Origin of the sequence: Chryseobacterium sp. MHB01 (assembly GCF_034651565.1) — a bacterium.
Classification (GTDB): Bacteria; Bacteroidota; Bacteroidia; order Flavobacteriales; family Weeksellaceae; genus Chryseobacterium; species Chryseobacterium nepalense.
On record NZ_JAYEDA010000001.1, the window covers coordinates 366,152 to 391,001 of the forward strand.

Consider the following 24,850-nt stretch of genomic DNA (forward strand, 5'->3'; position numbering starts at 1 on the left):
AACCATTAGCTAGGATTTATCACTTATTTTAAAAATAAATAATTCTTGGGGAGGTACATCTAATCCTTTAGATAGCTCTAATATTGTAGACATTTGAATATTTCTTAAACCTTTTTCAATTTTACTAATATCGCTATAGTCGATCTCACAATTTTGCGCCAATTGCCTAAGGCTAAGTTGTTTTTCTTCTCTTAAAGCCTGAACTCTTTTTCCGAAACCTGTTAGAAATGCAATTTTTTCAGAGTTTGTTGCCATATCAATATCAAATTGATAGCAATTTCCATAGAAAGATAAAATATTTAGTGGGTATTATTTCCCACATTGTATTTTTTTATTATATTTGGAAAAGATTACTTATTAAAGTAATTTTGCGATACTTCAAAGAATATTAGAAGCTATTGCTTAGAATCTCGTACTAGAAAATCGCCAATTTTCAAACAAACGCAACGAGACCATAAGTAAAGTAGCTCACGACCTAGGCGTGGGCTTACTTACGGAGTTTGTTGCAAGGTGTTTGGCGATGCCTCTAGTACAAGCGATGATGTAGTGAGTTCCACGCTTTATTTTTCTAATGTTGTCCGCAGTCGCTAAAAATCTAAGCCCGCTTCCTAAAAATAGTATCAGATTACACGATACAATAGGAGGGTACAACCTATTGCGGCTTTAAAAAGCTCACACGGGACACAGATTCATTCATATTAAATTCTTTCCGGTGCCTTGCGGTCACTGCTTGCAGAACCTCACCAGTCCTTTTTCATACCAAAGGGCATCAGGAAAGTTTTACTAAAAAAAAGAATCAAAAAAACTACTCAACTTAAAAACAGAAGAATGTAAAAAGCCCCTTCCTGTCAGTCGACTAAAACATCAGGAAAGAGCGTAGTTCAGTAATTAATCTTTAGAAAATTAAAAACCTTTACAAATCTATGAAAAATTCCTATTACCATATAGGAGGTATTTTCTTTGGCCTTATGCTGACCGCTGTCAGCACTCAATCAAAAGCCCAAACACGCACAATTTCCGGTACCGTCACCTCATCCAATATACCATTGTCGGGAGTCATTATCTCCCAGGAGGGCAGTGATGAGGTAACCATGACCGCTAATAACGGAACCTACACGATAAAGGTTTCAGCAGAAAATCCCATCCTATTGTTCAGACATCCTGATTATGCAGAAGAAAAAGTCACACTAACTAATCAGACCGTCGTTAATATCAGCTTAGAACAGAAAGTAAAGGGAATCGAAGAAGTTATTCTCAACGCAGGCTACTACAAGGTGAAAGACAAAGAAAGAACCGGTAGTATCGCTAAAGTTTCAGCAAAAGACATAGAAAACCAACCTGTCAACAATGTCCTCTCTGCATTACAGGGAAGAATGGCAGGCGTCAACATTACAAGCTCAAGCGGTAATAATTCAGGAGGCTTTGATGTTCAGATCAGGGGACGAAACAGTTTAAGAACGGTTACCAACAGCTTGATCAACGGTAATGAACCACTATATGTGATTGACGGTGTTGCTGTTGGTGGCGATCTCACGACCACCTACACAACAGGTATTGAACCGATGCGGAACGTCAATCCTCTTAATGCAATCAACCCTAATGACATCGAAAGCATAGAAGTTCTTAAGGATGCAGATGCTACGGCAATCTATGGTTCACGAGGCGGTAATGGTGTTATTCTCATTACAACCAAAAAGGGAAATGGCAAAGATTTAAAGTTAAGTCTTAACACCAGCTACAGTTTAAGCAAAGTCGCCAACAGACTGGGAATGATGAGTACCGAGCAGTACCTTAAGATGAGAGAGCAGGCATTTGCCAACGATGGTATTACAACACTTCCTGCTTCAGCTTACGACCTTAACGGAAAATGGGACAAATCAAGATATACCGACTGGCAGAAAGTGCTGATAGGAAATACCGCAGAAAATTTTCAGACCCAAATGTCCATCAGCGGAGGAGGAGATCGCTCTTCTTTTCTGATCAGCGCTTCCCATGAGGAACAAGGAACGGTTTATCCCGGCAGTTCAGGATATAAAACGAATGTACTGAACAGCAATTACAGCTACAACAGCAGTGACCGACGCTTTTCACTAACCGCTTCCAACTATCTGACGTTCCAGTCCAACAATGTAATGAACGGTGATTTCACAAGGCAGTCATTATCGCTTGCACCCAATGCCCCTGCTTTGTATACTACCAATGGCAATATCAATTGGCAGGAAAACACATTCAGCAATCCATTGGCAGCACTTAACGGAACGTATGAAGCCAAGACTTTACGACTGAACCAAGATATTAGTGTAGCCTACGCTTTGTCAGAAGATTTTAGACTAAAGCTTAACGGTGGAATTAATTATTGGAATTTACAGGAAAACACATTGTCACCAAATACGATGTACAATCCTGCATTTCCTGCCGGAGCAAGTTCAGCTAACTCCACCTCAGCAGTTAATAATGCGCATTTCTTTTCATATCTCTTGGAGCCCCAGCTATCATGGACTAAAAATATTAGAAAGTCAAAAGTTGAAGTTTTAGCAGGAGCTTCATATCAGGAAACCATTTCAAAATCATTAGCAGTCAGGGGAACAGGATATTCAAGTAACGCCTTGCTTTACAATGTTGCTGCGGCTTCTGTGGTTAACATCGAAGGTCTCAATGAAACTGAATACCGTTATGCTGCTGTGTTCGGAAGAGTAAACTGGAATTATGACAAAAAATACATATTAAATATTACGGGTCGTCGGGACGGTTCGAGTAGGTTCGGTCCCAATAAACGATTTGCCAACTTTGGTGCAGTAGGAGCCGCCTGGATTATGTCCGAAGAATCTTTTCTTAAAAATGTGAGTTGGCTGAGCTTTGCCAAACTGCGCGGAAGCTATGGGATTACCGGAAGTGATAGAATAGGGGATTACCAATATTTGAACACCTATTCAGTAACGACTTCACCATACAATTCCATTCCCGGTTTTGCTCCCTCACGACTTTTTAACCCGGATTTTTCATGGGAGAAGACTAAGAAGCTGGAAACAGCAATGGAGGCTTCATTCCTTAAGAACCGTATCAACCTTACGGCATCCTGGTACAGGAACCGATCTTCCAATCAGCTGGTTGGGTTTCAATTGCCTTTGGTTACAGGATTCTCATCTGTGCAGGCTAACCTCAATGCGACTATTGAAAACAGCGGTTGGGAGTTTGAACTTAGTTCTCATATTATAAAATGCTCAGACTGGAATTGGAATACAGGATTTAACATCTCCTTTCCAAAAAATAAGCTGATCTCGTTTCCGGGTTTGGAAGGTTCACCGTATGCCACGATGTATAGTGTAGGACAACCGACAACTGTACTCAAACTTTTGGAATATCAGGGCATAGATCCTGTAACAGGACAGTATCGATTTAAAGATGCCAATAATGACGGTAAAATATCGATTCTTGATGATGCACAGACTGTGGAAAACATAGGAGTGAAATTTTTCGGAGGCTGGCAGCACGAAGTCAAATATAAAAACCTTTCATTTTCATTCCTATTGCAATTTGTCAAGCAGAGACAAACCAATTACTACCGAGATATGAATATTCCGGGAACACTGTCCAATCAGCCTGCAATATTCTCGAATGTATGGTCACCAGCAAATCCCGACGGTATTATTATGCCCTACTCATCGGGAAGTAATGCTACAGTATCTACAATGACCACGTATCTAAAATTCAGTACAGCCGCAGTCAGCGATGCATCCTATATAAGGCTGAAGAATATCCAGCTGAATTACAGAATTCCATTACAGGGCAAACTTTTGTCAGAAGCTAAGATTTTTCTGCAAGGACAGAATCTCCTGACGTGGACTAATTATTTCGGAATCGATCCTGAATTTCTGCTGACGGGCTACACACCGCCATTTAAAACCTACTCGATGGGTGTTCAAATTACCTTTTAAAACAAAGATTATGAAGAATATAACAATAAAGAATACAATTTTAATATTAGTATTATTTCTGTCGATTACTTCTTGTGAAAAGATGGTGGAAGTAGACCTGCCAATCAACCAGCTTACAGCTGATCAGGTCTTTGAATCCACCAGTACGGCAGAAGGTGCACTTTCAGCATTATATGCAGAAATGCAATCCTTTTCAATCATTGCAGGCGGAGCCACTGGCTCCGGTGGATTATTGGGAAGTTACACGGATGATCTTGATGGATACGATATCTATTCAAACAATGCCTCAATGGATTTGTTTAACAATATTCAAAATCCCTCGAATACGACGGTTAAATTAGTGTGGGGCAATTCCTACAGGCAAATTTATATGGCGAACGCCATCATTGAAGGACTTGATAAATCAACTGCTATCAGTGAGAAAGATAAAAACAGGATTAAAGGAGAAGCTATTTTTATCCGTTCGCTGATCTATTACTATCTCACGGAAATTTTCGGTGACATCCCTTACATTACTTCTACAGATTATAATGTTAACCAATCCATCTCGAAAGTAAACCAGAATGAGATTTTGCAGAGAGTGTCACAAGACCTTTCAACAGCTACACCTCTCGTAGATATTGATTACCGCAATGCCGAAAGAATTTATGTCAACAGGAAAACTTTGGATTTGTTATCATCTCTTGTTTATATGCGGTTAAAACAGTGGAATCAGGCAGAAGGATTATTGAATGGGATTATTAATTCACCATTATACAGTTTCCCACAAGATCTTTCCGAAACATTTAAAAAAGAGGGTAAACACATTTTGTGGCAGTTAAAGCCAATTTTTGCCAATGCTGCAACACCTGAAGCATCCCTATATAATTTTTCTTCTGGCGTACCCCGTTACTACTCAGCTTCTGATAACCTGATGTCCAGTTTTTCAGCGAGTGACCTGAGAAAAACAAACTGGCTTTCTCCAATAACAACTGGTCAGAAAACCTATTATAAAATCAATAAGTACAAAACCATTACCAGCAATACGGATGAATACTCCATTGTTTTCAGGTTGCAGGAAGCTTACTTATTAATGGCGGAAGTAATGGCTCAACAAAACAGAATCGCAGAAGGTGTCAACTATCTCAATGCAGTCCGTCATTTAGCCGGATTGGTCGATGTTTCCAGTACCATTACAAAAGACGTTTTACTGGCAGAAATCCTATCGGAAAGCAGAAGGGAATTCTTTTCTGAAAGAGGCATTCGCTTTCTCAATCTAAAAAGAAATGAAAAACTTGACATTTTAAGTACAGTCAAACCGAACTGGAAGAGCTTTTATGTCCTATGGCCCATTCCGCTTTCAGAATTGGCACTTAACCCATCATTAAATCCTCAGAACAATGGTTATTAATATACTGATCAAAATACTTCTATTTCTGCTGCTGTCACCTGTCACTTTTATGGCGCAGGGAAACCCTGAAAATTATACCATTCCTGAAAATTTAAGAAACCATTATTTTGGCATTTTGTCACCGCAATTATCGCCGGACGGAAGATTTGTGATTTTCAAAAAATCCTACGAGCAGAATAAGGATACACTTTCGGTAGTTGATACCAGAAATCAGGATGCGATAATGCTTCAGATTCCAAACAGCCATTCTGAACGTTTTACAAAATCCGGTCAGCTATTCTTCTGTACTGGTTCAGATGCAGAAGTTATCGACTTGCGATCTAAAAAAAAGAAAAAGTGGAAAGGTGTAACTTCTGCACAGTATATAAGAAGCCAAAATCAGGTAGTCATCGCAAGAAATGATTCATTACTAATAAATGATGAGTACGGAAAAATACTCCGTGTCGTCCCAGACATTGTAAATACGTCATTGAGAAATGAAGACTTTTTTTATGTATCGAAAGAAAAGAATCAATATCAGCTCTGGTTATTGAAGAAAGAACATTCAGTATTATTGCATAGTTCGAACGAGCCTGGTCTGATTGCGAGGAGGATCTCTGAAAACTCATTTATTGTTTATGAGAAACATGATAAAGAATTTAAGATTTTTTATCATAATTCGACTAATAACTTTACGAAAGAGTTTAAGTACGATGGAGCAAAACCCATAAAATCGGCTGTTATGACACCAATTGAAATTGATCAGGATAATATATTCCTTAATCTCAATTTCTTTTCAGATTCTAAAGATAAAAATGAAGTGGAATTATGGTATGGAAATGATAATAAAATTGATCAGCGGTTTTTTGATAATAGCGAAAACAAAATATTGATTTGGAATCTCAAATCCGGTGATGTTACATCGTTGCAGGATAAAGATCACAGTCACGCTTTTTATGTAGGTAACCCCAATTTTTTGCTATCCTATGATCTCTACCAGCATAAGGACTTTACAAAGAAATCCTTTCCTTACAGCATCTATAGGTACAATATTGCTTCAAAGAAACATGAGTTTTTAATTGAGTCCGGTGATGTTATTTACACTGATACACAAGGGAAGTATATGATAACGCTTAAAGACGGACAGTGGGTTTTGGTTGATATTAATAATGGAGAAAGGAAAATAATTCCTGTAAATTCTTCAAGAAAAGTTTATTTTTCTCAAGATTCACAAACCTTGTTGTTTGAAAACGAAGAAAGGCTTGATGTTTACAATATAACATCACAAAGACATCAGGTTTTAAAACTTCCAAGTGGCTTTAGAAGTAAACTGGTAAATGGAGAGCAGACGCCTATTAGTTTCGGTTCACCGATTTACAAAACATCGTATCCTGCCGATAAAAATGTCTTAATACATCTTTGGAAAAAAGAAGATAATACCAATGCGATTGCTTCTTTTAATGGTCAATCACTCACAATGCTTATTCCGCCAACCCAGGACTACATTTCAGAAATGTTCGACTATTCCTCAAGACTGCAGCTTTTATTTGTACGAAGCAATATGAATAAGCCGCCGCAAATCTGGCTAAAGGGGAAAATTGAAAAAGATCTTTATGATAGTGCGTTGCAGGATAAAGGAGCAACGAAGATTAAATCCGAATGGATATCAGCCAGGAATTCAAAAGGAGCTGAACTAAAAGGTACGCTTATTTATCCATTGAATTTTGATAAAAATAAAAAATATCCAATGGTTGTATCCATTTATGAAAGCCAGAGATTTGAAAGCAATCAATATCTTATCGATGGAATGTTCGGAAGTACAGAAGGAATCAACAGCAGAAGGTTTATCGAAAACGGTTATTTTGTTTTTCTGCCCGAAATTGTATTTGATGAGAGGGGGACTGGACGTTCTGCATTAGATTGTGTAGAAAGTTCAATGAACGCTTTAAGCAATAATCCATCAATTGATTTTTCAAGAGTAGGACTGATAGGACATTCTCATGGAGGTTATGAAACTAACTTTATTGCTACACAATCTGGTAAGTTTGCTGCCTATGTGGCAGGTGCTGGCAACAGTGATCTCGTTAGATCATACCATTCATACAATTACTTGTGGAATGGACCTTTTTATTGGCAGTTTGAAAACGGACAGTACAGAATGCCGGGTGATTTTACACGCTATAAAGAGCTATACATAGACAACAGCCCTGTTTATCACGCTGAAAATGTTAAGGCTCCTATACTTTTATGGACAGGTAAAAAAGACGAAAATATCGATTGGCAGCAATCCATGGAATTTTACTTAGCCCTTAAAAGAAATCATAAGCCCGTCATTGCACTTTTTTATCCTGATGATGACCACAGCTTGCAGAAAATTGAAAATAGAGTAGATCTGTATAGCAGAATATCTCAATGGTTTGATTTTCATCTTAAGGACGTTAAAAGTCCAGAATGGATTTTAAAAATGAACTAAAAAAGGATGCCTCTCGGCATCCTTCTTCTTTAATTAGCAACACTGTGCTTAAGAATGTTTGGGCAACTTGTGCCGTTAAAAATTCTCAAAGCTTCTGTGCCAGGTCCTGAAACAGTACAATCGAATGCTCCATTGTTGTCACAGAACTTTGACATCGGCTGACATTGTTCCACTTCATTTGGTCGGAACAGATAACCTTGAATATCAACAGAGTTGGTATTCTTTTTTGTTGTAGTTGCAAATGCACTTCCTACACCTACTGTTGCAATTACCAATGGTAAAATTGCTGATCTTAGCTTTTTCATAATAATTGATGTTTAAAAATTTTACCTACTCTTTTTTATGGTTTTTCGGCATAACCCCATTCATCCCATCTGTGATTGGCTGTCTAAGTTTGTAACGGATGAGATCATTTCCGACCAGAGCAAACAAGTAATGGTCGGTGACAAGCATATGAGACAATGATTTACCGCCGCGGTGCTGTACATAAAAACTGCCCCAATATTGAGAAGAATTGACTTTATAAATGTCAATAATTGACGATGATTTCCAGCTTTCTTTGGGTTCATATTTCCCCATTAAACCTGATTTATTGAATATGAGCCCCCGATGTAAATTCGTTGACAGATTATTAACTTGAGGTGGTCTGCTCATTTTAATAGTTCCATCTTTAAGCTTTATTGTTTCTATTTTGGATACTGACGTGATGTCAATCGTTTTCATAGTACCAATCAAATTGAGACTGTTACTTATTTTCAAAATTTGATTTCGATAAAAAAATATGTAATACAATTCCTTGTTACTTTTATCAAAGAGAAGCTTGCCGTCAGTATCAAAAATATTCTGATCTTTCGCTGAAAGAATACTTTTGTTAAGCCTTACTTCTGGCTTATGACTAAGATTCAGTAACCCCAAAACATTATCAGTATTGTATTCTGTCTTTGTTCTCAGGGCGAAATTGCATGAATCTAAAGCGACTATTTGGCTAAAGAAGGCATCATTTAGGCTAATTGTCTTAAGTTTGATTTCAGAATCTGTAATAGGAGCTTTATAAATAATTGGAATACTACCGTCGAAAGCAAATAACTCTTGCCCTAATACTTCGTATGATAATGATTTAAATCTGTAATTACCTTCCGGAACGAGGTTTATTAGCTTGGAAGATGTGAGTTGTAGGTCTATTTTCAGAATTTGAAAGGGTGAAGTTTTATTAGCTAAATAAATGAAATTGCCGCTGACGCCTGCAAAGTAATAGGAGTCAATTCCTAATTCCATAAAATTCTCCTGAAGAATAGGATGATTTAGAAATCTTCTTGTAAAATTGTTTTCCTTTTTAATGATATATTCAGATGAATAGAAAAGAAAAATTACGATGGCAGCGCCAAAAAGAGAAGTAACTACCATAGATAATATACGTGAAGATAAAGTTCTAATTATTTGAGATTTATTTTCAGAACTGGTGCTCAAGATTATTGCCAATGCTGCTAAAATAACTGTTATGATATTAAAAATTAAATGTGTTGCCCAACCCATATTTTCTAATATGCCGCCACAAGAACAGGGAACGAATTCGCTATGATACAAAATAAGATAAATATATACCGTGAAAGCGATCATAAGTCCGAAAGATGCCAATAAACCTAAAAGTCTGGTTTTGCTTAAACTCAGTAACAAAGCAATAAGTAACTCAATAATAATTACGGAATATGATATACTTCCAGCATAAGCACTCAATAATGGTGACTGCGCTAACTGTACCTGGAAATTCTCAAAGTCCAACAGTTTACTCACACTCGCATAAATAAACAAGAGGATAAAAAAGTAGGAAACACCTTTGACAAAAATCGTCTTAAAAGATTTCATGGCTTTGTTTTTAATATGTTTAACAGACCTGAATCAGTCTCCATTTGATCTTCATTCCGCAATAGTCAGGCATCGGTTCACCTTTAAATAATGTTACAGTTGTTCTGAAATTCCCCATACTCTCCCAGATGCCACTTTCCGGACATGGTAAGCCTGTGGCAGCTGATATGGAGGTATGAGGAATCATAGTTCATGAATTGATTAATCTTTATGCTCTGTCCTCCAGTTATCACCATCTCTTACCGGCGGGTCGGGATCTATAATTTCTTCTGAGGATTTTGCAGAATCTTTTTTCATGATGGACATTTTAACTTCATCAAATGAGTTGTCGTCTTGTATTAAATCTTCATCTCGGTTCGAACAGTTTTGTAAACTCATTGCAGCTATTGCTATACTAAAAATTGGGATTAACTTTTTCATTGTAATTTCTTTTGATTTGGTTATCCCGACGTCGGATTGAATTAGAATTCTGAAGCCAAAGTTATTAGCGCTGAGGCCGGAAAAAAACTGTCCTGTGGGGCAATTTTAAAATAGATACGTCTCAATTTTAAAATTGTACCATCACAAAAATGTCCGTAAAGGCTTATTTATCGGTGGTGACAGAATATCATACATTGAATGGTCTTCGCTGGCTGCTAAAGGCATTATTTAAAATCAAAATCCGTATTTTTGAGATGGTGAGGTTCTAATAATCAGTATATGAAAAAGTTAAATTACTTTCTCGTCCTGCTTTCTGCCTATTCACAATTATTATTTTCACAGCAAAAAGAGCTCAGGACTTTCAGAGAAATCAGAGACCATTACGAAAAAATGACCATCGATGATGTTCGTGCCATGCCTTTCGTGAAAGCATACATTCAAAAAGCAAAATCGGAAAACAATATCCCGAAATTAATTCAGGGGTACAGGGATGGTAGGCAGTTCGATTACCATAACAAGATGAGTTATGCAGACAGTGCTTTGACGGTCAGTATAAAACAGGGGACTAAAGACGATATCAGCAAAGACTATTTAAGCAAAGGCATTATATATTATTTCTACCAGAAGAAATACAAACTTGCTTTAAACCAATATATGAAAGCTTATGACTATTCAAAAGGCTCAAAGGATAAATACCAGCATTACAAAGTAATTTACCATTTAGGTATCGTCAAGGAACATCTGGGATATTATGATGAAGCCCTTGAGCATTTTCAGGAATGTTCTCAATTTTATGAAAGGGCCATGAATCAAAAAGGTCTGCATGAAAACCTACAATTCAACAACAAGAAAGCCTATCTCAATTCACTTCATCAAATGACCGTTGTCAATCGGTACTTAAAAAATGTCTCCACAAGTGACAGTCTGAGCAAATTGGGATATAAACTGACTGAGGGTGACCGTGACTTTCTATTGGAGAACAGCTATTTTCTAAAATGTATAGGGATCTCCAAATTTTTGAAGAAAGATTATGATGGTGCGGCGTCGGATCTCAACAGGGCATTACCTGCAATCTTGAAAAGAAATGACTTTGCATGGGTATCCGTCATTTACTATTACCTTGGAAAGATCTCAGAGGCTAAGAATTTGGATGATTTTGTGATCGGCTATTACAGTAAAATCGATTCCATCTTTGTCAAAGAAGGATTTATCCTACCGGAGGTTTATAAAAGTTACAATTATCTCATCAGCTATTATAAAAACAAAGACCTCGACAAACAATTGTATTATACTGATCAGCTTCTGAAGGCGGACAGTATGATCAGCAAGGATTATCCATACTTATCAGGAAAACTTCATAAGGAGTACGACCGCAGGTCACTCATTGAGCAAAGAGAAGACATTGAGAAGGCAGGCAGGAAAAAAATGCGGATCGCCCAATTCCTGATCTTGTCGAGTACGATTACTATTATATTTTTTGTCATCCGATACCGGAAGGACCGCAGAATAAAAAAACAATATGACCTACTGCAAAAGAGAATTGAAGAAGGCTCTTATGGCATTGCCAATACTGTTGAAGAGCAATCTCAGGAATACTCCTTAAGAAAAACTTTCCTGACGCCTGAAGTAACATCTGACATTGGTGAAAGGCTGGAAAAATTCGAGAGAGAACTGCAATTTACAAAGAAAGGCATTACTCAAAATAGTATTGCTGCCAAACTTAATACCAATGCAAATTATCTATCCATCTATATCAATGAGAATAAAGGGATGAATTTCACAAGGTATATTGCAGAACTCAGGATCAATTATATAACAAACCTCTTAAACACCAATACTAAATACCTCAACTACACCATAGAAGCCTTGGCAGAAGAGTGTGGGATTGCAGCCCGTCAGAATTTTTCAAATCTTTTCTACGATATCAATGGCATCCGACCAACAGATTACATCAAAAAGCGGAAAAAAGAATTGAGAATCAGCTGAATGAGCCGTCGCTAAACGTTTTTTTGTAAATTTCTAAAAAAAGGACATGGTAACAAAAACTATTTTTAGAAAAATTGCAAAACTGCATGAAGATTTAGAGCTTAAGATCAATGAAATGTATGATGAAAATGATATGTTGAAAGTTGCAGAAAAATCTTTAATCTTAATCGATAATTCTATCAGACAATTAAAGTCTTTAGTGTCTGCTCATCATTTTGAGAATTTGGGCGAAGAAATTCATTTCTTCAAAAAGCTGAAACCAAAATTCATTTCCAAGTTCATTTATTATTCAACGGTTTTAGATGTAGAATCTCATAAGCCCAATGTCGGAAATAAAGCCTTGAAGAAATACTATGAGGCAGAGCAGAGAAAGCTCGAAAAATTTTATGCAGAACAATCTGATTTTTACAGTTATTATAGGAGGGAAGCGACTTATCTGGATCATAAAGTATTTGTCAGGGATTCCTATGATCTTAAAATGAAACTCTCATTGGGGTTCTACAATTTCGATACCAGCTTCACGACCTCTCATGATCAGCTTATTGCCAAATTTATGGCGAACGAAAAATTTGACCAGTATTTAAAAAAGCAGATTGACGGTTTATCAGATAGAGATAGCAGCAAATCTACATCGCCATTAGTCTGGTCAGCATCCAAGGTTGGACTTATTGAGCTGGTCTATGCCTTATACCATATGCGGTGCTTTAACGGCGGAAATGTTGAACTTAGCGAAGTGATCAAGTCTGTTGAAAAATCATTGGATACAGACCTTGGAAACTTCCATAAGACCATCTTTGAGATCCGAAACAGGAAGCAGGGACCGACTAAGTTTTTAAATATCGTCAGCGATAATCTTTCTCAGCATTTTCAAAATATTGAGGGGGAGTGACCTATGCTTGATAAACCAGAATTGCTTTTAAGTTTCTGGTTTATCAAGCATTATTAAATTAGGTGATTGCAAATCAGGTTACCACTCATTATTTTTTATCTATGGCATCTACTTTAATTAGTCTCATTTTAAAAATCTAATCATAAAAAAGTTTTAATAAGGAATATTACCTTTCCCTAATCGTAAAACAACTTGTCGAATCTGTGGTAAAAAGAACAAAATAACAATTACGAAAATCACACCTGTCAGCATCCAATCATAATAATCTCTTGTAGCACGAGCCAATATCTGATGACCTATCATTTGATTAATATAGGCTGAGGATAATGTTTTTGAAGTATAAATATCGCTGCCTGCGTTCATATATTGATTTTGAATATCCAGTAAGGTAGCTGGTAATTCAGGGTTGGTTTCCGTAACTGCTTCCCGAATCTTTTCACGAACTCCTGATTTTGCAAATAATTGAAGCTCGTTATTCAGTGCCAGACTAGCTGTAAACCCTGTAAACCTAGCCAATATACCAACAAGCGATGCATTGATAGCAATTGCTGGCGGTGCTGATGAAGCGGTAAACGAAACAATAGGAACAAATAAGACTCCTGTTGCCACACCATAAATAAACATCGGTAAAATGAAATCAATTGTTTCGCCTTGTACAGAAACAAATAGTATCATATAAGCGTAATAAATCGCCATGAGTCCAAAGCCAGCAATAATCATTCTTATCAGATTGTAGCCCATCAAGACAAATCTGGAGGTAATGAACATACTCACTGTAGTTCCAAAAATTACAGACGTCCATATCGGAATGGTGCTCAGTGGGTCATTTCCTAAAATTACCTCAAGATAGCCGTAAGCAAGTCCTGTACTTCCCTTAAAAATATAAAATGCAAAAAGTAATAATAGCCCAATGACAAAATTCTTTGTCTTGAAAATCTGCAAGTTGATTAATGGTCTTTTAAGTTTCAATTCTCTACTGATGAAAAGTGAAAGAATAATTAGATTAACGACACTAAGCGAAGTTATTAATGGACTACCGAACCATCCCAATTGTCGTCCGTAAACTAGAATATATCCTAAGATTAATATAAAAGACACGTAAAAAAGATAACCTATCCAATCCACCTGATAAAGTGGAATCTTTTTGGTAAATCGAGCTTTACTGTTCATTGTTAGCAATAAAATAATTGTCAAAATGATGAGTATGATAATAAATCCGTAGAATAGCCAGTTAAAATCAAAGAAATGAATAACCACGCTGGTAAAAATAGAATAAAAAGGAACGGCAATCTGTATGCTGCCATATAGTATGCTAAAAGCAATCACACGTGCACGTACGGACTGTAATCTTGGGAAAATAAGTTGTAAGACGATGCTTGACATCAATGCACAGGTAATTCCTTGAAAAAACTGGCAAATAACAAATAATGTCCAATCTTTGAAATGAAAACAGATCACAGAACATATTGCATTTACAGCAATAGCAATCAGTAAATATTTCCTTGGTGCAAAATATTTTACGATCCGAAAATCAAGTGCCAGGAAAGCTACGGTAGAGCCATAGATAACGACCATACCATATTGTACATCTGTAGGCTTTATCCCATAGAAACCCATTGCTGCAACCGGACTACCATAAAAAGCGAAACTAAACAGACAGGTCATCAGGATAGCAAATATGACGGATCTCGCCACCCATTCAGATACCCAGGATTTGAAAATAGGAATTTTATGTGCTTGCATCATTAATCTTTTAAAACATAAACGTTAGCATTCATCCCGGCAGAGAGTTTCCCTAATTTTTCAGGCGTATCGGTCAGTTTAATTCTTACAGGAATCCGTTGGATGATTTTGACAAAATTACCTGTTGCATTATCCGGTGGAAGTAGCGAATAACGTGAACCTGTGGTGGGCGAAAGTGATTCGATAGTACCTTTGAATTTTTCATTCGGGAAAGCATCAACTTCTATAAACACTGCTTGTCCAATCTTAAAGTTGCCAATCTGTGTTTCTTTAAAATTTGCAATCACCCATTTTTCCTCGGCTTTGTTCAACAAAAAAGCCAAAGTTTGCCCAGCTTGTATCAATTGACCTTCCTGAATGGTCTTTTTACCAATTTGCCCATCAAAAGGTGCAGTGATAACCGTATATCGAATGTCCAATTCCTGTCTTTGAACAAGTGTTTCTTTAATTTTTATCTCTGCCTGTATAGCATTATGTTGAGCTCTGAAATCATTAAGTTTAGATTCTGCTACTTCTAAAGAAGCTTTAGCCTGATCATAATCTGACTGTGCAATGGATAAAGAAGCACTGATGTTGTCGAATTTTTGTTGTGTGGTAGATTCATCCGCCAGTAGATTTTTATAACGGTCAAATTCTTTTTGCTGTTGGTTCAATCTCGCTTTTGCTCCTGCTAATTGTGCTTTTATAACCTCAATACTTTTAAGTTGCGTTTCTTCGCTCGCCGTCAAAATCGGTAATTTAGCGTGTGAACTCATGAGTTCTGCTGATGCAGCATCTTTTTTCAGTCCATACTCGTCCAACTCAATGACAACAAGTGTATCACCTTTTTTAACAAGCTGATTGTCCTTGTAATATATTTTACTGATATAGCCACCCACTTTTGCGTTTATGGGCGACAAGTAAGCATCTACCTGAGCGTCGTTGGTCTGTTCATAGCGATATCCTTTAAAGAAATAGATAGCTCCCCAAATAATGATCCCTATGAATAATGCAATACCAAACCATTTGGTCAGGCCTACAACAATTTTATCTGTTTTATTTTTGTTCATAATAGTTGTATTAAAGAATTCCTACAATTGTCAATAGTCTGATATGGCTTACTTTTACGTTTGTCTGTGCTGTTATCAGATTGAATTTTGCTTCCAGTAAAGCATTTTCTGCCTCCAAAAGATCGGTCAGTAGCGATTCCTGGTTTAAGTAGCTACTTCTGATGACACGAACGGTCTCGGTGCTTTTGATGATATTTTGTTCAGCCGTTTCCACGCTCTCCAAAGCCTGTTGCTGCTGTAAATAAGCTTCTTTTACTTGAAGAGAGATTTCGTCCTTCTTCATCTCTGCTTTTTCTATAGCTTGATTGTTAACAACTTGGGCACGAGCAATGGTGTGTTTACTTTTGTACAAATTATCAATAGAATATTGTACTTTAATTCCTGTCTGACCAAATCCCCACAAGTCGTTGGAATACGGATAAAAGGAAATCTGTGGATAGTTGTAATTATAGTTAGCGTACAAAGAAACTTTGGGTAATTGCATAGCCTTTACCTGTTTAATGTTCAATTCACTCACCTTAATATCGCTTGTCACCATTTTGAACTCGGGTGATTCATTAAAAGCAATGTTTACATAATCATTGTAGTCACCGTCTGTGATAGCGTTTAATTCAATTGTATCTTCGTATTTGATTGCTAACCCCATATCATTTTCACGTCCCATCAGAATATTGAGCCGTTGTTTGGTGATTTCAATCTTTTTTGTAACATCAGAAAGATTAAGTTCCAGTTGAGACAATTTCACGGAGGTTCTCAGTACATCACTCTTTAGTACGGTACCGTTTTTATGCAAACTTTCTATCAATCTCAATTGTTTTTTTTCTGCTTCAATCTCTGCATGAAGAAAATCATAGAAATGCAAAAACTTATACAAATCAAAATAAGCAACTGCGACATTATATTTTACACTATGCTTTTGCAGATCCACTTCATATTGTTTTCGTGTATCCTCTTCCTTTTTCATGGCAATGTTTCTTTTGTCTTTACCACCATTGTACAGATTAAAGTTCAAGTTGTAGCCTACTCCGTATCCATAGCCTTTTACAGGCACATCCTGTGGAGAAGAGAATAATCCATTGTTATAAATCAGAAATTTGGAGTTGAGTTTTACGTCTCCACCTACCGAAAGTTCCGGTAATAAACGATCTTTGGCTTCCAATATTTCTATTTTACTCTGCTGAAGATTTAGGTCGGATAGTTTTAGTTGTCGATTATTCGTTTCAGCAACTTTCCATATTTCTTCCAAACTTAATAATTGTTCATTTTCTGTATGCTGAGCGTAAATATTGGGTGCAAATAACAGTAACAGTATGCCCAAAATCGGAACTGTATTATATTTTTCATTAGTTTTGTTTTCATAAATGATTGGCTTCTTTCTCTTTTCTAACCATTGTTTTAACATCCTTTTCAATTCATAAAAAGCAAAGCTTAAATCGACCATTGGCATCAAAGGACTCGAATAAGCACAAGCCAACCAGTAGATATAAGCTTTATCAATAATTTCTTCATCTGCACTAGATAATTTATATTCAGATTTTTCGGCTTGTTTTTCAAGTTCAAAATCCTTGTCAGGTTTTATAATTTTATGTTTCATAATGATTCTGCTATTATTAACAAAGCAAAATTATTCAACACACCTAACCTTTATTTTATATAATTAGCCTAAAGTTTGCTATATTTGGCCATATGGAGATTCTTAGCCAATTAATAACTATTGTGGATCAAAATCCTGACTCCATCCTCGTGATGCGACAGCAAACTGAACAGCGTTTGCCTGCTCATCAGCACGATAAGGCTCAGTTATTATTGGTTTATGGAGGAATTGCTTATTTACAAACAGACGCAAAAGATTTCTATATTCCGTCTAATCATTATATATGGATACCTAAAAACTACCCTCACAATTTGATGTTTAATACACAGGATTTATACATTATCAACATCTATTTTCCAGATGAAAAAGCAGATAGTTTTTATGATGAACTGGGTATTTATCCTGTTAGTAAGCTTCTGGCAGAAATGCTCTCATTTAGCGAGAAATGGCAAGGTGATTATTACAAAGGATCATGGGAATTTGAATTTCTATCCACGCTTAAGAATGTATTATCAAAGGAAAATCTCAAAAAATTCTCCATTCAACTTCCCACAACGGACGATCAGCGGCTCAATGCCATAATCGACAGTTTTAGAAACCGATTAAATGAAAATCTAAGCTTAAATAGTTTTGCTCAGCAATCGGGAATGAGTGTGAGAAGTCTGACCAGATTATTCCAAACGAAATTGCATATCACTTTTGTTCAATACTTAAAGATGCTGCGTATTATCAGAGCGATGGAATTAATAAAAGATACAGATCTGAACATGACGGAGATAGCCTATGAAGTCGGTTATTCGAACATATCTGCTTTTAGTAATAATTTTCAGCAACTGACCAACATGAGACCTACTGAATTTAAGACCAAATAAGAAGTACGGCTATAGATTTATTAGCTATAATTTTCCCCTAAAAAGTTAATAGATCACTTAATTTAAATGATCTATTGGTGGTTGGCAAGCTATGCAATATTATCCTTAAATGGACTAACACTTATTTCTATCAACAACTTTTCAAAAAAGAAATAGAAACCAAACGTATTCCTAATTTTCTTAGGTTCATTTTCAAATTGTAAGTCAGCTTCAGGTTTTAACTTTTCATAAATATCCCAAACTTCTTGTTCATCCTTTTGATAAAATCCGATGTGGAAATTTTCCGGATATTCAGGCGTATTTTCTTTGTGGTTCAGTTCCTGTCCCCAAATAACTAAGGCGAAATTATTGCCGTTTTCCAGAACTGCCATTTTGCTGTTTCTATTCACAATTAAACTAAAACCCAGGTGTTTTGTAAATAAATTTACAGCTTTATCTACGTCTTGCACAACGATGTTAATGTGATTTAAATTCATTTTATTCTTATTTTGATTACAGAACAAAATTACTTTTCCGGCATCAGGCTAAATTGGATAAATCGGTCGTTTTCATTTTTATTTAAAATAATTGGTTTTACTCCTGCAAATTTTTTCACTTCCCTTATAAAATGTGATTGGTCTGCATAATCGAGTTGGGGGTAGAAATCTCCATTTTTTAGTTGTTTTAATGAGTTGGAGAAACGGATTATATTTAGATAGGATTTAAGCGTTACGCCCAACCATTTGTGGAAATAACGATTCATTTGTCTGCTACTCCAAAAAATATTTTCTTCGAGTTCTTTTACCGTAATTTCTCCTTTAGAAGCATGAATGCGTTTAAATAACTTCTTTTTTCGGTCGTCTATTTCTTTGGATAATAACGAAGAAATAACCTTTGTAGTTTTATGGTAAAATTGATTAAAATCATTCAGATCATCTCTTGAAAATCCCCAGTACCCTGTCTGAAGTGTTTTCTTGATGTTATTTAAATCTGCAAAAGATTGGTTGAAAATATATTCGGCAGCAATGGGATAAAAGCTTATTGCAAACATTGTAGATTTGGGAAATGGAGGTTTGGTGATTGGAGCAGAACATATTCCGGAAATGAAAATTTCAAAATTTCCATTTTCATCAGCTAGCAGAAATAAATCTATTTTTCCATCCGGAACTATAATGCCTTCTTTTTCTTCATCAGAGTTGTTTTTTACCATCCAAATGCTTTCCACTATATCTATTAGTGGTTCATCGGGTTTGAGACAGATATATTCTAATTTATTTCTTCGCAAATTCATCTATAATTGTTTGAGTACAAAACTATGAATTTATAGACCTACCTTATATCAGTTAAGATGAAATGCCAATAAGGCGAAGAATATCAAAAAACTATCATTATAACCTGATATTTATTACGTAGTATCTAAATGTTATCAATATTATTTTTTAAGAGAACCTTTTTTAAACAAATTTCTTAATACTCATTATGTATCCCAAATGCAGATCCTAGTGATAATTTTTGTACGCAAAAGCATCTTGTATAGAAATTTGATGAAAGCCAATACCAGTGATGCTTTTGTTGTAGCGGATAAAGATGCCGTTTTCGAAATCATTAATTGTGCGCTCAATTTTTGAAGTCAAAAATGATTTAAGTTCATCTGCTTCTTGTCGAGAAACTGATTCTGTTGGTTTTGTTCTCGATTGGTATTTTTTAAACAACTCATCTGAAATATATCCTTGTAGGGGAGAACCTATGTAAATAAGTTTTTGTTGTGTTACAATGATGTGTCCGATGTTCCAAATAATGTTGTTGTTAAAACCGACTGGAATCCTATTGAGTTGGTATAATGAATATTTGTAAAAAAAATCTAGATATAACTTTCGGCTTGTTTTTCACGTTTAAAACAGGGTTTTCATTTTTCTTTTTTGAATTTGCAAATATTCTCTTTAGCATCAAGAATAGATATGCTTGTAAAAGTCCTAACAAAAGTAAAAATTATGATTAAAGCTATAGTTTTGACAATTGGACTGTAAACAATAATTATCATTATGACACAGAAACGATGAATCTATCTTTCATGATGTGAGACCAACTTAATTTAGATAAATGTCAGGGCTTCGCTATTGAGTTAATTTACAAATTACTGCACCAAATGCTGCAAATCGGAGTCATTAGAAATTCTTTCTATTTCACTTTTTATGATCTGAAGAATATCAGTTTTAATACTTCTGTAATTTTTTTCAATTTCATGTCTCATACCGTCATTGCCGTCCTCGTCTGCAAAAGAACGAATTTCCGGTATCTTTTGATAATGCTTTTCCTCCGCTGAAAGTTTTGCAGTATCAACGACAATTTCCGAATGAAAAATCTTTTGTTCTATTCTTTCATCAAAATTATCCGAAACAGCACCTACAAAAAATCCCTGAGTCAAGGTTGAAATCTTAGATGCAGGAATCAGACTGTCTAGTTGCGTGGAGATAGATGTCGAGGTATCATTCCTGTTAATGGATATACTTTGTCTCTTCTGTAGAACCTTACCAAATCTTTCGGATAAAGCCTTTGCTGTTTCACCAACCACCTGTCCGCTGAAAATGTTTCCGACTGTGTTCTGAATGACCTTACTTTCTTTATCACCATAGTCCCGGGTAAGCTGGGAAAAATCCTGAAATCCCAAGCAAACAGAAACCTTATTGCTTCGTGCTGTTGCAATAAGGTTATCAAGACCTCTAAAATAAATGGTAGGTAACTCATCAATAATGACTGAGCTTTTCAGTTGCCCTTTTTTATTGATCAGTTTTACAATTCTTGAGTTGTAAAGCCCCAGTGCCGCAGAATAGATATTCTGACGGTCAGGGTTATTACCGACACACAATATTTTTGGTTCTTTCGGATTATTAATATCCAAAGAAAAATCGTCTCCCGTCATTACCCAATACAGTTGCGGCGATATCATCCTTGATAAGGGAATCTTTGCTGAGGCGATCTGTCCCTGCAATTGATCCTGTGCACCTCCCTGCCAGGCATCCATAAAAGGGGAGAGGTAGTTTTCCAATTCAGAATAGGATGTCAGAATGGTAAATACATCTTCATATTTTTTGTTCAGCAGCTCAATAGCGTGTGGAAAAGTACAGTACTTACCATCATCATAGATTTTCAAAAACCAGATAATAGCGGCCAGAAGAATAATTGGGGATTCCACAAAAAAGTCACCCTGCTTCTGTATCCAGCTTCTGTTAAGATTTAACATTATCGTGTATGCTGCTTCATAGGCATCCGAAATATCCGTCATAAAATCAGGATTTAATGGATTACAGCGGTGGCTTTTTCGAGGATTATCAAAGTTGATGATATAAAATTTTGGCTTTATGGTATAAGAATCGGAATGATGTAGAAGATGATTATAAGCGATTGTTGAAAGGTCATCAAATTTAAAATCATAGATATACATTGAAAAGCCCTTTTCGATATGTTGCCTAATGTAATTGTTGACTACAGCATAAGATTTTCCTGAACCGGGTGTCCCTAAAACAATGGTTGCACGAAATGGATTGACGACATTGATCCATCCTTGATGCCAGTGTCCTCGATAGTAGAATTTAGTAGGTAGATTGACTGAGTAGTCATTGTAAAGCAATCTAGTCTCCTGCTGAAAACTTTCATTTTCACTGTTGAAGACATCATCCATCAAATTGTTTTTCAATATACGGCTCATCCATATACCAGCCTGCATTAACAAAATATATCCTAGTCCGGTAGAAAGCAAATAGAGATATACAATAATGTCGTCGTGAAATTTTAGCAACCAGCCGTTCAAGAAAAATAATAGAAACCCAATTATGAGAGTTCGTATGATTTTGTTCCAGGTTATCTGCTCACTTTTTACGCCCTTTGTTCCAAGGCAGCTCAGACCTAAAAGTATGACTGCAAATAATTTGGTATATAAGGGATGTGAGAATAGACCTGAAGTCCGGTTAAAATTATGCAGCATCTTTGCAATGATGCCGATTGTCCACTGATGCTTATCAAAAAATCCATAGCAAAACCAGTAAAGATGCATCATCACAACGATAATGCTTACCGCTCTCATGAATCCCATAATTTTAGCTAATCCCCTTACGTCATCTTCTCCTTGCATTTTCTTTACATTAAATGTTAGGACTGGAAATTATTTACTAAGTAGATACTATGGTATATCTGGGAATATTTGTAAATAAATGGCGCTATTTGGCAGTCCAAACTCAAACAAAGTTGGTAGGAAGCGGTAGAAATTTATAAAGATGAAACTGATCTATATTGAACTTGGCTATGAGACTTGTATCGTTCCAAAAATACTATTGAAAAACGTTGTCAGTTTATATTAGACCTTATCTAGTTATTTCTTTTTTCTCATTTTTCTTTTCTTCATTCTGCTGGCAAATTCAATTTCTTCATAATCATTTTCATTACTTACAGGCGGAAGAATTCCACCAAAGGATTCGAAAAAAGAATCTCCGCTACTTTCAACTGCATTGAAAAGATGATGACTGTCTTGAGTAGGTTTTAGATGAAAAATATGTTGATCATTCATTTCCTTATCTCCCGTCTCACTTGGCTTATTCCATTGATCATTAAAAACATTCGCTGAACATTCCTTTCCCAAACGTGATCCATTCCAAACTGTTTTAGATGGATGGTCAATAAATGTCATTCCATAAATTCTTCCTTCATTATTTTTACGGATCACTGTATCAACTCCTTCTTTCTGTAATTTTTTTGTGAATGATTTTTCATCGTTTGAAGATTGTACTGTCAATACGATTTTTTCTTTTAGCTTTTCCCTCACAGGAAGACTTTTCATTCTTTTTATGGAAGACTCAAAGTGCCTTTCCAAAGAATCAAGACCAGCCTTTTTTCCAAACAGCGATGCTTTAAAAGGATGGCCTGTCTTTTTGCCATTCCGGTCTGTTGGAAAGTACAGTAAACCTTTTTGCAAATGACCGTGCAGTTCTCCTTCCACTTTTTCCGCAGTAATATTGAAAAGAGTGAGCAGGGCATTGTATTCCCCCAACGACTGAAATTGATATTGAGAACTAATATGTCTTACCACTGAGGCAATCTGACTTTTAATATCGCCTCTGTTATAATCGACCGCCTTAAAAATCGGGCTGTTCAACTTATTTTCTTTTTCCAGGGCAGATATTAATCCGAATTTCTCTTCCAGTTCACGGCATACTTTCATTGACCGAACCTTTTCGAATTTATCAGAGATTTTTTTACCATCCTCATCGACGTAAACAGAAACGATGTGGATATGACTTCTGTCTATATCCGTATGTTTAAATACTACGAAAGGCTGTTCGCCATAGCCCATTTCCTGCATATATTTCTGGGCGATTTCCGTATACTGCTGATCAGATACGTGATCTTTAGGATCAGGATTTAAAGAAATATGCAGCGTATGTTTTTCTGTATTTCGATTGGCTAATAAATAAGGCTCAAAAGATTTTGCGAGCTGACTTACCGTGTACTTTCCATCTGCCGTTTCAATAATTTTGTTAGTCAGCAGAATTTTTCCTTTCTCCTTCTCTATTTTCAAATTATTGTAGGACAATGTACCGAACAAATTGCTGCTTCTACCAATTTTCGCAATCATATTATTCGTCTTTCTTAAGATGTTTTTGATTAAATTCTTCAGTCAGTTGAACTACTTTTTTGAATATTTGCACCATTTCTATAGTCTGCTTTTCCAATTTAAAAAGTAAAGCCGCCGCTTTTTTCTCAGAAAAATGAGTGTATAGCAGTTTAACAATCTGATTGTAATTAATACCGACCGCACGGAACTGGCTGTGAAATGAGGTAAGCCTCATATAAAAATCAATCGTTCCTTTATCCAATTTCACAGTTTTTATCGTCTTTTCAAAGATGCAGGATGTTATAAAATGAGCTTTGACGGTCATTCCTGATCGGTCAAAAAGTTCAAGAAACCGGGAGTGTTCGACCTCATTAAAAGAGATCGTATATCTAATTTTAGCAGGATCAGCTTTTGGGCGACGACCTGTCTTTTTTGGGGCTTTTCCATTTTCATTCATAATGATCTAATTTAATTTTATAAAACAACGACTTCGGAGATTGTTTCTAGGCTCCCTGCAAGGGCAAGTTGTTTTCAGCAGCCGAAAAGGTTTCGAGATGCTGAAAACACAACTTGCCCCTTTCAGGTGAAAGGAAATCTCTTCAGTGAAATAGATTATTGCCATCTCTCAATTAAACGCTACAATTTCCTAAGACTCCTCAGTCTCTTGCAAACAAAGTAAGCCACTACAGCTCACATTTGCTGTACAGAGAATTTGGCCAAAGGCGGACAAGTAAAGACAAAAAATACCAATTGAAAAGCATTGAAATATAAACAGTATTTATTTGTACCTGATGGAAGGCAGTAGCGCCTAATTGCAGATTTGACAGAAATCTTGAACTTTTGAAATCCAGCATTCTTGCATTCCGGCATTCCAGCCGTCTGGATATCATTGGTGAGAGATAGCAGCAAGACAGTCAATCTATCAGGATAGCAATGCAGTATTCATTCAGTACTGATGTAAGCCAGTACATCGATCAGGAATCTCGTACAGTATTAGCGATAGCCAAATAGCCTGCTAGAAGTCATTACTGCTTAAAAGACTGCACCGTTCATCCCATCAAATATGTTTAACT

The 24,850-nt window shown here is 36.2% G+C and carries 19 protein-coding genes and 1 pseudogene; 6 read left to right on the plus strand and 14 right to left on the minus strand.

Translation table 11 applies throughout. From position 1 onward, the window contains the following. Positions 1-9 precede the first annotated feature (9 nt). Positions 10-255: a helix-turn-helix transcriptional regulator gene (locus tag U9K52_RS01820; protein WP_322924874.1), complete on the minus strand. Its 246-nt coding sequence runs from the start codon at positions 253-255 to the stop codon at positions 10-12. Positions 256-923: 668 nt separating this feature from the next. On the opposite strand from U9K52_RS01820, the gene U9K52_RS01825 reads away from it, so the two are divergent. From U9K52_RS01825 to U9K52_RS01835, 3 genes are read left to right on the plus strand one after another with little or no spacing between them, the layout of a single operon-like run. Next, the gene (locus U9K52_RS01825; protein ID WP_322924876.1) at positions 924-3,935 is read left to right on the plus strand and encodes a SusC/RagA family TonB-linked outer membrane protein; all 3,012 of its coding nucleotides are present in this window, start codon (positions 924-926) and stop codon (positions 3,933-3,935) included. Positions 3,936-3,945: 10 nt separating this feature from the next. After that, the gene (locus tag U9K52_RS01830; RefSeq protein WP_322924878.1) at positions 3,946-5,325 is read left to right on the plus strand and encodes a RagB/SusD family nutrient uptake outer membrane protein; all 1,380 of its coding nucleotides are present in this window, start codon (positions 3,946-3,948) and stop codon (positions 5,323-5,325) included. Further along, positions 5,315-7,777 carry an alpha/beta hydrolase family protein gene (locus U9K52_RS01835; RefSeq protein ID WP_322924880.1) on the plus strand — a complete coding sequence of 821 codons (2,463 nt, stop codon included), beginning with the start codon at positions 5,315-5,317 and terminating at the stop codon, positions 7,775-7,777. Before U9K52_RS01830 ends, U9K52_RS01835 begins: the two co-directional genes overlap by 11 nt. Positions 7,778-7,806: 29 nt before the next feature. Here the strand turns inward: U9K52_RS01835 and U9K52_RS01840 are convergent, their stop codons facing one another. Genes U9K52_RS01840 through U9K52_RS01855 form a run of 4 tightly spaced genes read right to left on the minus strand, consistent with a single transcriptional unit; the run spans position 7,807 to position 10,060 of the window. Next, positions 7,807-8,082: a DUF6520 family protein gene (locus U9K52_RS01840; RefSeq protein ID WP_322924882.1), complete on the minus strand. Its 276-nt coding sequence runs from the start codon at positions 8,080-8,082 to the stop codon at positions 7,807-7,809. A gap of 25 nt (positions 8,083-8,107) precedes the next feature. Beyond that, a complete protein-coding gene (locus tag U9K52_RS01845; protein ID WP_322924884.1) occupies positions 8,108-9,640 on the minus strand; it encodes a MauE/DoxX family redox-associated membrane protein in 1,533 nt (510 codons plus the stop codon). A 19-nt stretch (positions 9,641-9,659) separates the two neighbouring features. Further along, positions 9,660-9,827, minus strand: a complete 168-nt coding sequence (locus U9K52_RS01850) for a hypothetical protein (protein WP_322924886.1) — start codon at positions 9,825-9,827, stop codon at positions 9,660-9,662. Between the two features lie 14 nt (positions 9,828-9,841). Next, positions 9,842-10,060 (minus strand): hypothetical protein, encoded by a 219-nt coding sequence (locus tag U9K52_RS01855; RefSeq protein WP_322924887.1) that lies wholly within the window; start codon positions 10,058-10,060, stop codon positions 9,842-9,844. Between the two features lie 279 nt (positions 10,061-10,339). Between U9K52_RS01855 and U9K52_RS01860 the strand changes: the two genes are divergently transcribed. Both U9K52_RS01860 and U9K52_RS01865 read left to right on the plus strand, forming a co-directional pair. After that, a complete protein-coding gene (locus tag U9K52_RS01860; protein WP_322924889.1) occupies positions 10,340-12,046 on the plus strand; it encodes a helix-turn-helix domain-containing protein in 1,707 nt (568 codons plus the stop codon). A gap of 46 nt (positions 12,047-12,092) precedes the next feature. Next, the gene (locus tag U9K52_RS01865) at positions 12,093-12,935 is read left to right on the plus strand and encodes an RteC domain-containing protein (protein ID WP_232706084.1); all 843 of its coding nucleotides are present in this window, start codon (positions 12,093-12,095) and stop codon (positions 12,933-12,935) included. 153 nt (positions 12,936-13,088) lie between these two features. Here U9K52_RS01865 and U9K52_RS01870 read toward each other — a convergent pair whose 3' ends face one another. From U9K52_RS01870 to U9K52_RS01880, 3 genes are read right to left on the minus strand one after another with little or no spacing between them, the layout of a single operon-like run. After that, positions 13,089-14,681: an MFS transporter gene (locus tag U9K52_RS01870; RefSeq protein WP_322924892.1), complete on the minus strand. Its 1,593-nt coding sequence runs from the start codon at positions 14,679-14,681 to the stop codon at positions 13,089-13,091. Beyond that, positions 14,681-15,727: an HlyD family secretion protein gene (locus tag U9K52_RS01875; RefSeq protein WP_232706086.1), complete on the minus strand. Its 1,047-nt coding sequence runs from the start codon at positions 15,725-15,727 to the stop codon at positions 14,681-14,683. The genes U9K52_RS01870 and U9K52_RS01875 overlap by 1 nt, the downstream gene beginning before the upstream one ends. Positions 15,728-15,737: 10 nt before the next feature. After that, complete coding sequence (locus U9K52_RS01880; protein WP_322924895.1) at positions 15,738-17,321, minus strand: TolC family protein; 1,584 nt, start codon at positions 17,319-17,321, stop codon at positions 15,738-15,740. Positions 17,322-17,413: 92 nt separating this feature from the next. Between U9K52_RS01880 and U9K52_RS01885 the strand changes: the two genes are divergently transcribed. Beyond that, complete coding sequence (locus tag U9K52_RS01885; RefSeq protein WP_322924898.1) at positions 17,414-18,193, plus strand: AraC family transcriptional regulator; 780 nt, start codon at positions 17,414-17,416, stop codon at positions 18,191-18,193. 89 nt (positions 18,194-18,282) lie between these two features. On the opposite strand, the gene U9K52_RS01890 is transcribed toward U9K52_RS01885, so the two are convergent. The 6 genes and pseudogenes from U9K52_RS01890 to mobA form a co-directional block, all read right to left on the minus strand. After that, positions 18,283-18,669: a VOC family protein gene (locus U9K52_RS01890; protein ID WP_322924900.1), complete on the minus strand. Its 387-nt coding sequence runs from the start codon at positions 18,667-18,669 to the stop codon at positions 18,283-18,285. A 29-nt stretch (positions 18,670-18,698) separates the two neighbouring features. Then, positions 18,699-19,463 carry a helix-turn-helix domain-containing protein gene (locus U9K52_RS01895; protein ID WP_232706093.1) on the minus strand — a complete coding sequence of 255 codons (765 nt, stop codon included), beginning with the start codon at positions 19,461-19,463 and terminating at the stop codon, positions 18,699-18,701. 208 nt (positions 19,464-19,671) lie between these two features. Continuing rightward, positions 19,672-20,040 (minus strand): annotated as a pseudogene (locus U9K52_RS21375) (DinB family protein); the annotation flags it as partial. Between the two features lie 266 nt (positions 20,041-20,306). Continuing rightward, complete coding sequence (gene mobC, locus U9K52_RS01900) at positions 20,307-22,301, minus strand: conjugal transfer protein MobC (protein ID WP_232706094.1); 1,995 nt, start codon at positions 22,299-22,301, stop codon at positions 20,307-20,309. 237 nt (positions 22,302-22,538) lie between these two features. Then, positions 22,539-23,798 (minus strand): conjugal transfer protein MobB, encoded by a 1,260-nt coding sequence (mobB, locus tag U9K52_RS01905; protein ID WP_322924905.1) that lies wholly within the window; start codon positions 23,796-23,798, stop codon positions 22,539-22,541. A gap of 1 nt (position 23,799) precedes the next feature. Next, positions 23,800-24,234, minus strand: a complete 435-nt coding sequence (gene mobA / locus U9K52_RS01910; protein ID WP_232706098.1) for a conjugal transfer protein MobA — start codon at positions 24,232-24,234, stop codon at positions 23,800-23,802. Positions 24,235-24,850 lie beyond the last annotated feature (616 nt).

Bases quoted from the DNA above. Each gene is read 5' to 3' on its own strand.
- U9K52_RS01820 (WP_322924874.1), bottom strand. From the start codon at position 255: ATGGCAACAAACTCTGAAAAAATTGCATTTCTAACAGGTTTCGGAAAA.
- U9K52_RS01825 (WP_322924876.1), top strand. From the start codon at position 924: ATGAAAAATTCCTATTACCATATAGGAGGTATTTTCTTTGGCCTTATG.
- U9K52_RS01830 (WP_322924878.1), top strand. From the start codon at position 3,946: ATGAAGAATATAACAATAAAGAATACAATTTTAATATTAGTATTATTT.
- U9K52_RS01835 (WP_322924880.1), top strand. From the start codon at position 5,315: ATGGTTATTAATATACTGATCAAAATACTTCTATTTCTGCTGCTGTCA.
- U9K52_RS01840 (WP_322924882.1), bottom strand. From the start codon at position 8,082: ATGAAAAAGCTAAGATCAGCAATTTTACCATTGGTAATTGCAACAGTA.
- U9K52_RS01845 (WP_322924884.1), bottom strand. From the start codon at position 9,640: ATGAAATCTTTTAAGACGATTTTTGTCAAAGGTGTTTCCTACTTTTTT.
- U9K52_RS01850 (WP_322924886.1), bottom strand. From the start codon at position 9,827: ATGATTCCTCATACCTCCATATCAGCTGCCACAGGCTTACCATGTCCG.
- U9K52_RS01855 (WP_322924887.1), bottom strand. From the start codon at position 10,060: ATGAAAAAGTTAATCCCAATTTTTAGTATAGCAATAGCTGCAATGAGT.
- U9K52_RS01860 (WP_322924889.1), top strand. From the start codon at position 10,340: ATGAAAAAGTTAAATTACTTTCTCGTCCTGCTTTCTGCCTATTCACAA.
- U9K52_RS01865 (WP_232706084.1), top strand. From the start codon at position 12,093: ATGGTAACAAAAACTATTTTTAGAAAAATTGCAAAACTGCATGAAGAT.
- U9K52_RS01870 (WP_322924892.1), bottom strand. From the start codon at position 14,681: ATGATGCAAGCACATAAAATTCCTATTTTCAAATCCTGGGTATCTGAA.
- U9K52_RS01875 (WP_232706086.1), bottom strand. From the start codon at position 15,727: ATGAACAAAAATAAAACAGATAAAATTGTTGTAGGCCTGACCAAATGG.
- U9K52_RS01880 (WP_322924895.1), bottom strand. From the start codon at position 17,321: ATGAAACATAAAATTATAAAACCTGACAAGGATTTTGAACTTGAAAAA.
- U9K52_RS01885 (WP_322924898.1), top strand. From the start codon at position 17,414: ATGGAGATTCTTAGCCAATTAATAACTATTGTGGATCAAAATCCTGAC.
- U9K52_RS01890 (WP_322924900.1), bottom strand. From the start codon at position 18,669: ATGAATTTAAATCACATTAACATCGTTGTGCAAGACGTAGATAAAGCT.
- U9K52_RS01895 (WP_232706093.1), bottom strand. From the start codon at position 19,463: ATGAATTTGCGAAGAAATAAATTAGAATATATCTGTCTCAAACCCGAT.
- mobC (WP_232706094.1), bottom strand. From the start codon at position 22,301: ATGCAAGGAGAAGATGACGTAAGGGGATTAGCTAAAATTATGGGATTC.
- mobB (WP_322924905.1), bottom strand. From the start codon at position 23,798: ATGATTGCGAAAATTGGTAGAAGCAGCAATTTGTTCGGTACATTGTCC.
- mobA (WP_232706098.1), bottom strand. From the start codon at position 24,234: ATGAATGAAAATGGAAAAGCCCCAAAAAAGACAGGTCGTCGCCCAAAA.